This is a genomic window from Idiomarina sp. OXR-189 (assembly GCF_034373425.1).
Taxonomy (GTDB): domain Bacteria; phylum Pseudomonadota; class Gammaproteobacteria; order Enterobacterales; family Alteromonadaceae; genus Idiomarina; species Idiomarina zobellii.
The window spans coordinates 431024-444239 of the sequence record NZ_CP139706.1; the positions used below are offsets into that span (position 1 = coordinate 431024).

19 protein-coding genes are annotated in these 13216 nt (G+C 47.0%); 8 read left to right on the top strand and 11 right to left on the bottom strand.

Translation table 11 applies throughout. The annotated features are described in order from the left end of the window. Window position 1: 1 nt before the first annotated feature. Genes UM402_RS02065 through UM402_RS02110 form a run of 10 tightly spaced genes read right to left on the bottom strand, consistent with a single transcriptional unit; the run spans window position 2 to window position 6707 of the window. Window positions 2–277 (bottom strand): HPr family phosphocarrier protein, encoded by a 276-nt coding sequence (locus tag UM402_RS02065; RefSeq protein WP_058576777.1) that lies wholly within the window; start codon window positions 275–277, stop codon window positions 2–4. Then, the gene (gene rapZ, locus UM402_RS02070) at window positions 270–1121 is read right to left on the bottom strand and encodes an RNase adapter RapZ (protein ID WP_058576778.1); all 852 of its coding nucleotides are present in this window, start codon (window positions 1119–1121) and stop codon (window positions 270–272) included. Before rapZ ends, UM402_RS02065 begins: the two co-directional genes overlap by 8 nt. Further along, complete coding sequence (gene ptsN / locus UM402_RS02075; RefSeq protein WP_058576779.1) at window positions 1112–1582, bottom strand: PTS IIA-like nitrogen regulatory protein PtsN; 471 nt, start codon at window positions 1580–1582, stop codon at window positions 1112–1114. Before ptsN ends, rapZ begins: the two co-directional genes overlap by 10 nt. A gap of 3 nt (window positions 1583–1585) precedes the next feature. Then, window positions 1586–1873 carry a ribosome hibernation promoting factor gene (gene hpf, locus UM402_RS02080; RefSeq protein WP_053953073.1) on the bottom strand — a complete coding sequence of 96 codons (288 nt, stop codon included), beginning with the start codon at window positions 1871–1873 and terminating at the stop codon, window positions 1586–1588. Window positions 1874–1899: 26 nt separating this feature from the next. Beyond that, complete coding sequence (locus tag UM402_RS02085) at window positions 1900–3360, bottom strand: RNA polymerase factor sigma-54 (RefSeq protein WP_058576780.1); 1461 nt, start codon at window positions 3358–3360, stop codon at window positions 1900–1902. A gap of 21 nt (window positions 3361–3381) precedes the next feature. After that, complete coding sequence (gene lptB / locus UM402_RS02090) at window positions 3382–4107, bottom strand: LPS export ABC transporter ATP-binding protein (protein WP_053953071.1); 726 nt, start codon at window positions 4105–4107, stop codon at window positions 3382–3384. A gap of 1 nt (window position 4108) precedes the next feature. Further along, window positions 4109–4645: a lipopolysaccharide transport periplasmic protein LptA gene (gene lptA, locus UM402_RS02095; protein WP_058576781.1), complete on the bottom strand. Its 537-nt coding sequence runs from the start codon at window positions 4643–4645 to the stop codon at window positions 4109–4111. Continuing rightward, the gene (lptC, locus tag UM402_RS02100; RefSeq protein WP_053953069.1) at window positions 4614–5177 is read right to left on the bottom strand and encodes an LPS export ABC transporter periplasmic protein LptC; all 564 of its coding nucleotides are present in this window, start codon (window positions 5175–5177) and stop codon (window positions 4614–4616) included. Before lptC ends, lptA begins: the two co-directional genes overlap by 32 nt. Continuing rightward, window positions 5174–5728, bottom strand: a complete 555-nt coding sequence (gene kdsC / locus UM402_RS02105; protein WP_058576782.1) for a 3-deoxy-manno-octulosonate-8-phosphatase KdsC — start codon at window positions 5726–5728, stop codon at window positions 5174–5176. The genes lptC and kdsC overlap by 4 nt, the downstream gene beginning before the upstream one ends. 1 nt (window position 5729) lies before the next feature. After that, the gene (locus UM402_RS02110; RefSeq protein ID WP_058576783.1) at window positions 5730–6707 is read right to left on the bottom strand and encodes a KpsF/GutQ family sugar-phosphate isomerase; all 978 of its coding nucleotides are present in this window, start codon (window positions 6705–6707) and stop codon (window positions 5730–5732) included. Window positions 6708–6847: 140 nt separating this feature from the next. Between UM402_RS02110 and UM402_RS02115 the strand changes: the two genes are divergently transcribed. The 8 genes from UM402_RS02115 (at window position 6848) to murA (ending at window position 12137) form a co-directional block, all read left to right on the top strand. Next, entirely contained in the window at window positions 6848–7435 is a 588-nt protein-coding gene (locus UM402_RS02115) for a TetR/AcrR family transcriptional regulator (protein WP_273267305.1), read from the top strand. Window positions 7436–7534: 99 nt separating this feature from the next. Next, window positions 7535–8335 carry a phospholipid ABC transporter ATP-binding protein MlaF gene (gene mlaF, locus UM402_RS02120; RefSeq protein ID WP_053953066.1) on the top strand — a complete coding sequence of 267 codons (801 nt, stop codon included), beginning with the start codon at window positions 7535–7537 and terminating at the stop codon, window positions 8333–8335. Continuing rightward, window positions 8332–9111 carry a lipid asymmetry maintenance ABC transporter permease subunit MlaE gene (gene mlaE / locus UM402_RS02125; protein ID WP_058576784.1) on the top strand — a complete coding sequence of 260 codons (780 nt, stop codon included), beginning with the start codon at window positions 8332–8334 and terminating at the stop codon, window positions 9109–9111. The genes mlaF and mlaE overlap by 4 nt, the downstream gene beginning before the upstream one ends. A 2-nt stretch (window positions 9112–9113) precedes the next feature. Beyond that, window positions 9114–9581: an outer membrane lipid asymmetry maintenance protein MlaD gene (mlaD, locus tag UM402_RS02130; protein ID WP_053953064.1), complete on the top strand. Its 468-nt coding sequence runs from the start codon at window positions 9114–9116 to the stop codon at window positions 9579–9581. 16 nt (window positions 9582–9597) lie between these two features. Beyond that, a complete protein-coding gene (locus UM402_RS02135) occupies window positions 9598–10269 on the top strand; it encodes an ABC transporter substrate-binding protein (RefSeq protein ID WP_058576785.1) in 672 nt (223 codons plus the stop codon). Beyond that, complete coding sequence (locus tag UM402_RS02140) at window positions 10269–10571, top strand: STAS domain-containing protein (RefSeq protein ID WP_058576786.1); 303 nt, start codon at window positions 10269–10271, stop codon at window positions 10569–10571. The genes UM402_RS02135 and UM402_RS02140 overlap by 1 nt, the downstream gene beginning before the upstream one ends. A 35-nt stretch (window positions 10572–10606) precedes the next feature. Next, window positions 10607–10861: a BolA family protein gene (locus tag UM402_RS02145; RefSeq protein ID WP_053953061.1), complete on the top strand. Its 255-nt coding sequence runs from the start codon at window positions 10607–10609 to the stop codon at window positions 10859–10861. Window positions 10862–10874: 13 nt separating this feature from the next. Beyond that, window positions 10875–12137, top strand: coding sequence for a UDP-N-acetylglucosamine 1-carboxyvinyltransferase (gene murA, locus UM402_RS02150; protein ID WP_058576787.1), 1263 nt, complete (start codon window positions 10875–10877; stop codon window positions 12135–12137). A 1-nt stretch (window position 12138) separates the two neighbouring features. Here murA and UM402_RS02155 read toward each other — a convergent pair whose 3' ends face one another. Next, on the bottom strand, window positions 12139–13179 hold the full coding sequence (locus UM402_RS02155) for a trypsin-like peptidase domain-containing protein (RefSeq protein WP_058576788.1): 1041 nt from the start codon (window positions 13177–13179) through the stop codon (window positions 12139–12141). Window positions 13180–13216: the final 37 nt, after the last annotated feature.

Genomic DNA, 13216 nt, shown 5'->3' on the forward strand with positions numbered 1-13216 from the left:
GTTACTCGTTTTCCTCAAAGCGATCTTCGAACAATTCACTTACTGCTACTAATGCGTCTTCTGCGTCATCGCCTTCAGCACAAACCTCAACCGACTTGCCCTGTTGACTGGCAAGTAGCATTAAACACATAACACTTGCTGCGTTAACACACTGCTCGCCTTGCTGAACGGTAATTTCAGATTTGAATGACTGCGTGAGCTGCGCAAGTTTAGTGGCTGCCCGAGCATGAAGTCCTAGTTTATTGCGTATAACAAGTGTCTTGCAAGCTTTAGTCATGCTGCTTTAACTCCCGATGACGGACTTGAACTTTCACCGATTTTTGTTCAAAACGCTCTGCTAACTGCTGAGAAATATAAACGGAGCGATGCTGCCCGCCAGTACAGCCTGTAGCAATCGTTAAGTAGCTGCGGTTGCTGCGCTGAAAGTGTGGCAGCCAGGTTCCCAAAAAGTTTTCGAGCTGATAAATAAACTTAGTCACTAACGGCTGTTGTCGGAAATAATGCTGCACATCCGGGTCTAACCCCGTGAGCAATTTGAGCTCGGGTTGCCAGTGCGGATTAGGCAATATGCGAGCGTCAAACACAAAGTCGGCGTCTTTCGGCAGTCCATACTTAAACCCAAATGACTGAAAAACGATAATCAGTTTTTTATCTGCTCTGCCTAATACACGCTCTCGCACCTCTTCGCTCAGTTGATGCAATGACAAGTCGCTGCTGTCGAGGCGCCAGGTGGCGCGTTCCATAATAGGCTCTAGCAACTTCAGTTCAGCTTGTAACGCATCAACCAAAGGTAACTCTTTTTGCGACAGCGGGTGCAATCGGCGTGTTTCACCAAATCGCTTAAGCAGGGTGTTGTCGTCGGCATCAATAAATAGAACTTCGGGTTCAACCCCTTTGGGTAAAAAATTAAGTGAATCGAGCAGCTCTTCTGAATGCTCTGGCAAGTTGCGAACGTCAATGCTTATGGCGATTTTAGAATACTGTTCCATGACCGCATGGACCAGTGTTGGTAGTAGGCTAATGGGTAAGTTGTCGACACAGTAAAAGCCAAGATCCTCGAGTACTCGAAGGGCGATAGTTTTACCCGATCCCGAGCGACCACTGACAATAATCAGTTGCATGGCTTATCTTCACCTTCCCCAATAAATAGTTGATAAAGTGCGTTGTCTGTATCAGCGTTGCGAAGTGCTCTGGTGCAATCTTTGTCGTTCATACGACGTGCAACTGCGGCCAGTGTTTGTAAATGGTTTTCATGCTCTGACTCAGGCACTAACAGCGCAAAAATAATATCAACCGGCTGGTTATCAATAGCGTCAAATTCAATCGGCTCATCCAACGTCAATAATACGGCAACCGGATGGCTGGCTTTAGCGAGTCGTCCATGGGGTATCGCAATACCTAAACCAATGCCGGTACTTCCCAAGCGCTCGCGATTTATAAGGCTTTCAAAAATGTCATGACGGGTAATGCCTGACAGTTTCGGCGCGACAATTTGGCTAATGGTTTCTAATACCCGCTTTTTACTTGCACCCTCGACTGCACACTTGGTGCAGTCGGGGCTTAACAACTCACTTATTTGCATGGACTAATGCTTTTTCATTTTTTCTTTGTGTTTAATAACCTGACGGTCAAGCTTATCGATTAAACCATCAATGGCTGCGTACATATCATCGTGAACAGAGTCAGCAAAAATTTCACCGCCGTTCAAATGCACGGTAGCTTCTGCTTTTTGATTCGTTTTTTCAACATTAAGGATGACGTGAACGTTGGTTATATGGTCAAAATGGCGCTCTAACTTAGCAAATTTTGTATCCACATACTCACGCAGAGACTCAGTGATATCGATATGATGACCAGTAAGATTAATTTGCATAACGTCTTCCTTCTGCAGTTTACAAGTTATAAAAGACTCTTGCGTTGACTCGATGAGGGAATATTCAATGATTCCCGGTACTTCGCAATTGTCCTCCTCGCTACTTTGATGCCTTGCTCGGCTATCAGTTCAGCGATTTTGCTGTCGCTTAATGGTTTGCTACGATTTTCTGCAGCGACTAACTTCTTAATTAAAGCACGTATTGCGGTACTTGAACACTCACCTCCACCTTCTGTACTGACATGGCTTGAGAAAAAGTATTTCAGCTCAAATATACCTCTTGGGCAGTGCAGAAACTTCTGCGTCGTTACCCGTGAAATAGTACTTTCATGCATTTCTACCGCTTCGGCGACATCGTTGAGTACCATAGGCTTCATTGCCTCTTCGCCGTACTCAAAAAAGCCTTGCTGGCGCTGGACAATGCAGTTGGCAACTTTCAGCAGTGTTTCATTACGGCTTTCGAGGCTTTTAATAAACCAACGAGCTTCTTGCGTATGGTTTTTAATATACTGACTGTCTGCCGAGGACTTCGCCGCTTTACTCAGTGCCGCGTATTCTTCATTGACCTTTAATTTAGGTACGCTATCGGGGTTTAATTCGACCACCCAGCGGCCATTCTTTTTCATGACTGCAACGTCAGGAATAACGTACTCGACTTCTTGCTGAGCAATTTGCTCGCCCGGATGCGGGTGCATTTGCTGAATCAGGCGCATCACTTCCCGCAAGTCGCCTTCTGTTAGCTTTAGTTTGCGCTGAATATTGCGAAAGTCGCGGTTGCCTAACAAGTCCATATGATCGCAAACAAGGGTTAGGGCGTCATATTTGAAGGGCGTGCGGTCATCCAGTTGTCTTAACTGAATGGCGAGACACTCACTGACTGTGCGCGCACCAACTCCGACAGGGTCGAAATGTTGAATGCGCTTGAGTACCATGCAAACTTCTTCCTCGCCAACCTCGGGTAGGCGCACAGACTCTATAATGTCGTCGATATCTGCGGTTAAATAACCGTTGTCGTCAATAGCCTCAATAATGGCTTCGCCAATGGCGGTGTCTTCCTCAGAAAAGTGTGAGAGCTGCATTTGCCAAATGAGATGATCCTGCAGAGATTCGCTGGTTGAGCCTTGGTAAACCTCGTAGTCGCCGTCGTACGACTTACTGCTCGATGCTGCGCCATTGACTGGCGTAGATGACGAATAAGTATCGTCCCAGGTACTGTCGACAGGCAGATCTTCCGGCATTTCCTGAGTTTTAATAACGTCGGATGTTTCTCGTTGGCTGTCGTCTTTATGTAAGGAGTTTACATGATCCGCGCTGTCGCTGTCCTGGGACTGCTCACTCTCGACTTCTAACAATGGGTTATTGTCCAGAGCGTCTTGAATCTCTGCCTGTAAGTCGAGCGAAGAGAGCTGCAGCAAGCGTATAGCTTGTTGTAACTGAGGCGTCATGGTCAGTTGCTGACCAATTTTTAGCTGCAGACTTTGTCTCATGGTTATCGTCCCGGTATCACATTAAAGGGTGAACTGCTCACCGAGGTAAACGTCTTTAACCTGTTGATTCGATAATATACTTTCTGCATCTCCGCTGGCAATAAGTTCTCCGTGGCTAACAATATACGCGTGTTCACAAACGGACAGCGTTTCTCTGACATTATGATCGGTAATAAGTACACCAATACCACGCTGCTTCAAATGTTCAACAATTTTCTTAATATCGATAACCGAAATAGGGTCAACGCCTGCGAAAGGTTCATCTAACAGAATGAACGTGGGTTCAGCAGCCAGTGCGCGTGCGATTTCAACGCGGCGCCTTTCGCCGCCGGATAAACTCATGCCCAGGCTATTAGCGATATGCCCAATATTAAACTCCTCCAGCAGCGAGTCGAGCTGCTCTTCGCGCTCGTTTGCAGAGAGCTCTTTGCGAGTTTCTAAAATAGCCATCAAGTTATCACGCACGGTCAATTTTCTGAAAATAGACGCCTCTTGCGGTAAGTAGCCAATTCCGCGCCGAGCGCGCTCGTGCATAGGTAGAGCGGTTAAGTCGTCTTTATCCAGTAAAATCTGGCCTTTGTCGCTGTTGATCAAGCCGACAATCATATAGAAGGTTGTTGTCTTCCCTGCGCCATTTGGGCCTAACAGCCCAATAATTTGGCCCTGACTGACTTCCAGACTAACGTCTTTTACAACCTGACGACGCTTAAAGCTTTTGGCGAGATGTTTAACTCGTAAGGTTGCCATATTAAGGGTTCTCGTTATCGTTTTTGTCGTCTTTTGTTTTCGGCGTAAATATCGTAATCACGCGTCCGTTATCGGTATCAGAACTGCTTGCCGAGATGGTTTGCTCAGCCAAGTCATAAACAATAGTATCGCCACTTGAACTACTGGTACCTTGCGAAATTTTTGCATCGCCACTGAGTTCAAGCCGCTGCTCAGTCTGGAAGTAGGTTATCTTATTGGCTTGAGCACTAATTTCATTTCCGTTTTCCAGCGTTTGTGTATAGGTTGCCGGAGAGCCTTCTGCAATAAAGGTGTCTGCTTGTTCACCGCTTTCACTGGCGGAGGCTTCAAGTCGGTCAGCTTTAATAAGCAAGGTACCTTGCCGAATGATAACGTTGTCAGTCAGTACTAGCTTATTATTCTTGATGTCGAACTGCTCGTGGCTCGACTCGACTTCCATTGGCTTTTTAAAATCAGCTTTTCCTTGTGCCATAACAGCCAAAGGAAGCACTAATAGCGCCAGGAAGCTAAGACTTTGGCTGGAAAACCGTTTTAACATGTCGTTTTAACTCCATTATTTCTGCGCTCATGTCGGCGCTTAAACCATCACCACGAACGACCACTTGTGGCCCTCGCATTATTACTGGGTATTCAGTACTCATGGACTCATTGGCTAAGTCTATAACCAGGTATTCTGTCATGATGCGTTGTATTGGTGAACTTTCCTGCAAAGCCTGTATCTCGACACTGCGCTCCAGAATCAGCGTTTTGTCATCGTAAAAGGTACCTTGCTCCGCACTGACTTGCCAGGTTTCAGTACCGTCTTGTGAAAAAACGGAATACTTTGGCTGTTTCAGTTCGGTCAAACCAATTTGGTTGTAGTGTGCCATTTCTTCAGAGCGAATTTGGTGCGCCAAAGCACCATCACTCTCAAATATCTTGGTCTCAAGGCCGTAGGCCGTAAAGTCCGGCTGCATCAACTTTGTCGCAGTAGCAGCGCCTTCTTCGCCGTCATCACTAAAAGGACGCAGCACAAGTAAGAGTCCTAAGCCAAACAAAAGGACAATAATACCGACGATACGCCAATTCACACACTGGCTCCTTTGGCGTCATGCAAAAGCCCCTGGCTCAACATAATTAAATCGCATACTTCACGTACGGCACCAAAACCGCCAGCGCACCGGGTAATATATTGTGCCTGTTGCTGAACAGACGGGTGTGCGTCTTTCACCGCTACGCCAATGCCTGCCTGTTGTATTAGTGCAAGATCCGGCGTGTCGTCACCCACATAAGCGGTTTGTTCCGCACTTAAGTTGTGTTGAGACAGAACCTCGTTGAACGCCTGGGTTTTATCCGTTTGTCCCTGATAAATGTGAGACACATCCAAGTGCTGCATGCGCTGCTGAACGATGTCCGATTGACGGCCAGTTATAACGGCTGTTTCTATACCGGCATTCTTTAGTGCTTTCATACCAAAGCCGTCACGAGTGTGAAAAGCTTTTAGTTCCTCTCCGTCGTTACCGAGGTAAATGCGACCATCGGAAAAAACACCGTCGATATCAAGCACTAACAGTCGAACTTGAGAAAAACGCTCGAACAATGGCTTTTCGATGTCGCCATACCAAGTATTAATGCATTCCATGTTACAGAACTCCTGCTTGCAGTAAGTCATGCATATTCATCGCGCCACAAGGACGGCCTTCCTGGTCAGTAATGATAAGGCCGTTTATCTTGCGGTCTTGCATAAGTTTTAAGGCTTCTGCGGCCAGCATATCAGCATTTGCTGTCGTGCAAGAACGAGTCATAACATCGGCAATAGAAGTTGTGTGTACATCGACTTGGTTATCGAGAATGCGGCGTAAATCGCCATCGGTGAAAATACCGGCCAGTCGACCTTGTGCGTCGGTAATTGCCGTCATACCAAGACCTTTACGCGACATTTCCAGCAATGCATCGCGAATAATGGCACTTTCTGACACTAACGGAATACGTTCGCCGGTGTGCATAATGTCTTGCAAACGAAGCAGCAAACGCTTACCTAAAGAACCGCCAGGATGTGACAATGCAAAATCGTCCGCCGTAAAGCCACGGGCGTTTAACAGGGCCACGGCTAACGCATCACCCATCACCAGGGTTGCTGTAGTCGAGGCTGTTGGCGCCAAACCTAACGGACAGGCTTCCTGTGCTACTGCAATGCAAACGTGTGTATCAGCCAGTCGGGCAAGTGTCGACTCGGGCTTGCCTGTCATGGCTATCAGCGGCACACCAAGGCGCTTTATAACTGGCAAAATATTGAGAACTTCTGATGTTTCACCGCTGTTTGAAATAGCGATGACAACGTCTTGAGCAGCGACCATGCCCAGATCGCCGTGGCTGGCTTCACCCGGGTGAACGAAGAACGATGGTGTTCCGGTTGAGGCGAGTGTCGCCGCAATTTTCCCGCCAATGTGTCCTGATTTACCCATGCCGGTAACGATAACCCGGCCTTTGCAGTTAAATAATGTCTGGCAGGCAGCATCGAAGTTGTCATCAAGGTACTCATACAGCCCTTCAATGGCCTGTTTCTCAATATCCAGGACTTGTTGGCCTAATTGGCGGAAGTTCTGGGTCACTTGCTTCATAGCTTTTTCCCAATCTTAACTATACTGGGGGTATAATACGTTATTCACTTAGGTTATGCCTACCGCGTAGGGAGAAATCTTGCGATTTTGCCGGAATTTAATTACTATACCAACCAGACGGTTTATAAAGTGAGTTCTTTATGCACGACAATATGCAGCATAAAAATAAGGTGGGGCGGCCTAGCAATAAAGAGCTGATTCTCGATGCTGCGGACAGCTTGGTGGCAAGCGAAGGCGCTTTACACCTGACCTTTGATGCGCTCAGCCAACAGACCGGAATTAGCAAAGGCGGCCTGCTTTATCATTTTTCTAATAAGGATGCATTGCTGCAAGCTATGTTGCAGCGGCGTGTTGAGCGTTTTGAGCGTTTGAAGCAAGAGCATTTAGAACGTTTGGAAAATGACCCAAATAAAGAACCTAAGAGTATATTACTGGCGGCTTTAGATACTGATGCTGAGTGTGCTCGATTGGGTAGCGGGATGTTGGCAGCCGCGGCGAGCAATCCAGATTTGCTCGAGCCTTTAAAACGGCATGTCAATGACACCATAAAGCAAATGGAGCGGCACCTCGGTGAACAAGTAGGGCGAATGCTGTTTTACTCGGTGCATGGAGCGCGTTTGTTCGAGCAACTGAACTTGTGCGAGCAATGCGTGACCGAACGAGAGCAATTTGCGGAATATTTACTGAATCAAATCGATAAATTAACGGAAACAAACTCCGGTAGCTGATAAACTTTGCAACAATTATTGCGGTGCAGGATGTAACCGGAAACCGTTATACTCTTCAGCTTTTATGAAGCTTGGCGGTTGAGAGAAACAGGACAGCGTGTGACACAGTTAGTTGAGTTAAAAGACGTTCATTTTGCGCATGGTGACAGGCCTTTATATAACGGTTTGTCATTGACTGTGCCTAAAGGAAAAGTGATAGCGGTGATGGGCCCCAGTGGTATCGGGAAGACCACATTGCTAAAACTTATTGGTGGGCAACTAAAACCAAACAAAGGCAGCATTAAAGTTGCAGGGGAAGAGGTTCCGAAACTCAATAGAGATAAGCTCTATGAGTTAAGGAAGCGTATGAGCATGCTGTTTCAAAGTGGTGCGCTGTTTACCGACATGTCTGTTTTTGACAATGTGGCGTTCCCGTTGCGCGAGCACACCGAGCTTTCCGAAGACATTATTCGCAGTGTTGTACTGATGAAGCTGGAAGCGGTAGGACTTCGTGGTGCGAGAGACTTAATGCCCTCTGAATTATCCGGTGGTATGGCTCGGCGCGCTGCTCTGGCAAGAGCTATTGCACTGGACCCCGACATAATTATGTATGACGAGCCCTTTGCCGGGCAGGATCCCATCTCAATGGGCGTTATCGTTAAACTGATTAAATCACTGAATCAATCGCTGGGCTTAACCTCTATAGTGGTTTCTCACGATGTAAAAGAGGTGCTTTCTATTGCTGACTATGCGTACGTTATAGCAGACAAAAAAGTGGTTGGTGAAGGCACGCCCGACGAGCTCAGAAATAACGACACCGATATTATTAAGCAGTTCTTACAGGGGAATGCGGACGGTCCTGTGGCGTTCCATTATTCTAATGACGACTTCACGACGGACTTACTCGGAGGCGAAAAATGAGTCAGTTTTTCGAAAATGTCGGCCGTCGTGTGCTCGATAGCGTGGCAGGTATAGGTTTTGCGTTAGCCATGTTTGTCAGTGCCATTATTGGCAAGCCCCAGCCACGTAAATCATGGCCATTGTTTATTAAGCAAATGTACGTTGTTGGCGTTTTATCAATGGTCATCATTGTTGTCAGTGGCTTGTTCATTGGCATGGTCTTAGGGTTGCAAGGTTACACGATATTGGTGGACTACGGGGCTGAGCAGAGCTTAGGGCCAATGGTCGCATTGTCACTTTTACGTGAACTAGGGCCCGTTGTCACAGGCTTATTGTTTGCGGGCCGAGCCGGTTCAGCGCTCACAGCAGAAATTGGGTTAATGAAAGCAACCGAGCAGTTATCAAGCCTGGAAATGATGGCTGTTGACCCGTTAAGACGGGTTATTGCACCGCGTTTCTGGGCTGGTTTAATCAGTATGCCGCTGTTGGCGCTGATGTTTTCAGCAGTGGGTATTTATGGCGGTTACTTAGTAGGCTCTGGCTGGCTAGGTGTTGATGAAGGAGCATTTTGGTCCGTCATGCAATCGGCTGTCGACTGGCAGGATGACCTATTAAACGGTGTCATAAAATCTATTGTTTTTGCATTTGTAGTCACCTGGATAGCCCTCTACAAAGGGTATCGGGCAGTGCCGACATCTGCGGGTATCAGTGCGGCAACAACTTCAACCGTTGTCACTGCATCGTTAGCCGTTTTAGGTCTAGACTTTATTCTTACAGCTATCATGTTTGGTGGGTAACCATGGAATCAAGAAAAACACAGTTATGGGTAGGTATTTTTGTTGTACTGGGCGTGTTGGCGCTGTCCTTTATCGCTTTGCGAGCGGCCAGCGGCACCATGACCACATCAGGTGAAACCTACACGCTTTACGCAAAATTCGACAATATTGGTAGCTTGAAAGTACGTTCACCAGTGAAAGTAGGTGGTGTCGTTGTTGGTCGTGTTACCGATATTTCGTTGGCTGGTGACTACTACGAACCGTTGGTAGAAATGTCTATCAGTAAAGAGTATGACGAGTTTTCCGAGACCAGTTCGGTTTCTGTCCTGACATCGGGCTTGCTTGGAGAGCAGTACTTAGGCTTGCAACCGGGCTTTATTGACGACAGTGTCAGCATGCTTGAAGACGGCGATTCAATCACGGACACGAAGTCGGCGTTGGTGTTAGAGAATCTAATTGGTCAATTCTTATTTAGTCAGGGCAATGATTAGTTTAAAGGAGTCAATCATGTCATTTAAAAAGTGGCTGCTAGCGCTTGTCGCGATGGTCGTTGTGAGCTCAGCAGCAAATGCGGAACTTATTCGCAATGACGACCCATACGAGCTGCTAAAAGAAGTAGCCGAAGTCACTTTTGAGCGTATTGAGAACGAGCGAAGCAAAATTGACGAAGACCCAAACCATTTAAAAGTCATCGTTAAAGACGAGCTTATGCCTTATGTGGATAGCTTGTATGCATCTAAAAAGGTGCTTGGTCGTTACTTAAGAGATACAACAAAAGAACAGCGTGAAGCTTTTTACCGTGCTTTTTATGATTATCTAGTGGCGACATATGCACGCGCATTTACACAGTACGACGAGAGTAAACATACCGTTTCTTTTGAGCCGGCAGCTGAGCTTCCGGACGACGCGCGGACGGCGGTTGTAAAAACACGAGTCAAGGAAACTGGACGCCCTGAGATACGCCTGGACTTTCGTATTCGTTATGACCGGGATGAAGACCTTTGGAAGGCTTATGACTTAGTGGTTGAAGGCATTAGTTTGTTAAATAGCAAACAAAGTGAAATTTCTGCTGTGATTCGTTCAAACGGTATTGATAAAACGATTGAGCTTATTGAACAAAAAGCTCAAGAGCCTATCAAAGCTGACGAAGAAATTGATAATCCAGCTGAGGGAATATAATGAGCACGGCACAGGCATCGGTGAGTCGAACAGAAGACAGTGTTATTGCCTTTAAAGGCTCGCTGACGCGTAACAGTGTCCCGACTTTATGGAAAACACGAAAACAGTGGCTTGGTGACGAGCCAGTGTCTGTTGATGTAAGCCAAGTGGAAGTTATTGATACCGCCGGCGTTGCTTTCCTGTTGGAAATTATGAAAGCAACGCAGGGCACGAAAACTCCCCTCAAGTGTATTGGTGCTTCTGACCAGTTGAAGCAAATTGCGTCAGTAAGTGGCGTTGAGTCGCTGCTTTCGTTAAGCTAGTCGCCTTTGAACGGAACATAAGCGGTTTATTAGATATGAATGAAGAACAGTTAAAAACATTGCTCAATGACGCATTAAACCTGAGTGAACTCTACGTGAAAGTTGACGGTGCTAATGTTGATATTATCGCGGTCAGTGATGACTTTGAAAGTATGAGCAAAGTGAAGCGTCAGCAAGCTATCTACGCACCGCTGAATCCTCATATTTCAAGCGGTGAAATCCATGCGGTATCAATAAAAGCGTACACGCCGGATGACTGGGCGCGTGATAAAAAACTGATGATGCCTTAAGGCCTGATTGTTGATGGATAAGTTTAAAATTAGAGGTGGACAGGCGTTGTCCGGCACCGTGACTATTTCTGGTGCTAAAAACGCCGCATTACCTATTCTTATGGCAACGGTTTTGCCATCCGATAAAGTGACGTTATCGAACGTGCCGAATCTGCACGACGTCGATACTACTCTGGAACTGTTAGATTGCCTTGGCGTAACACACCGCCGTGTCGGCGAGACTGCAGTATGTATCGACCCAACCACCTTGAACCACTTTAAGGCGCCTTATGAGCTCGTAAAAACAATGCGTGCGTCCATTTTGGTGTTAGGTCCTCTGCTGGCTAAAACAGGTAAAGCTGAAGTGTCATTACCTGGTGGGTGCGCAATAGGTGCGCGGCCTGTTAACTTGCACATTGAGGGCCTGAGAAAAATGGGCGCTCACATTGATGTCGAAAATGGCTATATAAAAGCATCGGTCAATGGACGCCTTAAAGGTGCCGAGATTCTTCTTGATACCGTCAGCGTCACAGGTACTGAAAACCTAATGATGGCGGCGGTGTTAGCTGATGGACAAACGGTCATTGAGAATGCTGCTCGCGAGCCGGAAATTGTTGATTTAGCGAACTTTCTGAATGCACTGGGCGCAGATGTCAAAGGCGCAGGCAACGACACTATTTATATTAATGGCGTTGAATCTTTGTCTGGCGGTGAATACAGCGTAATGCCAGATCGTATAGAAACCGGGACTTTTCTCGTTGCGGCATTGGCCACAGGGGGCTCAGTTCGCTGTGAGAATACGGACCCTTCCGCTTTAGATGCCGTTATTAAAAAGCTTGAAGAAGCCGGAGCTGAGATTGAAAAAGGCGATAACTGGCTGTCTTTGAAAAGCACTAAACGACCTAAAGCGGTTAACATTATTACAGCACCTCACCCAGGGTTCCCGACAGATATGCAAGCGCAATTTTGCACGCTCAATGCCATTGCTGAAGGAACCGCCAATATTCGTGAAACGATATTTGAGAACCGTTTCATGCATATCCCTGAGCTGAGACGCATGGGGGCCAATGTCGACTCAGAAGGTAACACCGCTATTTGTCATGGCGTTGATAAGTTAACTGGCGCCGAAGTTATGTGTACCGACTTGCGTGCATCTGCCTCACTGGTTATTGCAGGGCTTGTTGCGACAGGCGAGACCACCGTTGAACGGATTTACCATATCGACCGTGGTTATGAGTCTATTGAGAAAAAACTACAAGCGCTTGGTGCGGACATTGTCCGCGTTAGCGAGAAGTAAATTATCGAGGGAGTTCAGAAACGGTGACGGTTGTTGCCATTTTTTGTTCTCCCCGGTAAAACTCGACTTCAAGTTCTTCGCCTGGCGGGGTGCTCGCCACTTTATCCAGTCCTTCTGGAGCAGAGCGAACCGGCTGGCCACCAATAGAGACAATAAAGTCATTACGTCTTAGCCCGGCTAAAGCGGCAGGACTGCCTCTTTCTACACCGGTGACATAAATACCTGACAAAGACTGCTGCTCACTAAAGTTGGGGTTTACAGTTATACCAATGTAGCCCCGAACCACTTCGCCTTCACGGATTAACGTATCCATTACCGATTGTGCGGTTGCATACGGCACTGCAAAATAAATGCCTTCACCTCCGTCATCCATTGACGAGTTGTATCGCGCGTTATTAATACCAATAAGTTCACCAGCGGTATTTACTAAAGCACCACCCGAGGCTCCTTGATTGATAACTGCGTCCATCTGAATAAGGTCGGAATAGGAGTTGCTCACGCCCACGCGTCCGCCGGTTGCGCTAATGATGCCCTGAGTAATGGTCTGGCCAATATTGTAGGGGTTACCAATGGCTAAAACGATATCACCCACTTGCACACGGCGGCTTGACTGCACAGGAATGACTGGCAAGTTATTAGCGTCTATTTTAAGCACTGCAAGATCGGTATATCTGTCACTACCAATGAGTTGCGCTGCGTATCGACGGCCGTCCTGTAGTGCGACTTCTATCTTATCGACGCTATCGACAACGTGATGAGCGGTAAGAATGTAGCCGTTAGAGTCCATGATAACGCCCGAGCCCAATCGCCAAACGCGCGATGACTGAGGCTGGTAGTAAGAGCCTTGAATTTCACCCATGCTGTAAATGTTGACGACGGCTGGCGCGGCCTTTTTGACGGCCTGGCTAAAAGAAATAACGTCGTTTTGTGACTGGCGGAAAGAGTTGCTTTGTCCCCAAAGGGGTTGAGTCAGTAAAACAATGGCGGCAACGACAAGACCTAAACCAACCGATTGAAACAAAAACCGTAGTATTGGAGACACGCGTTACTCGCCTTTTATATTTATTATTAGGTGGCAT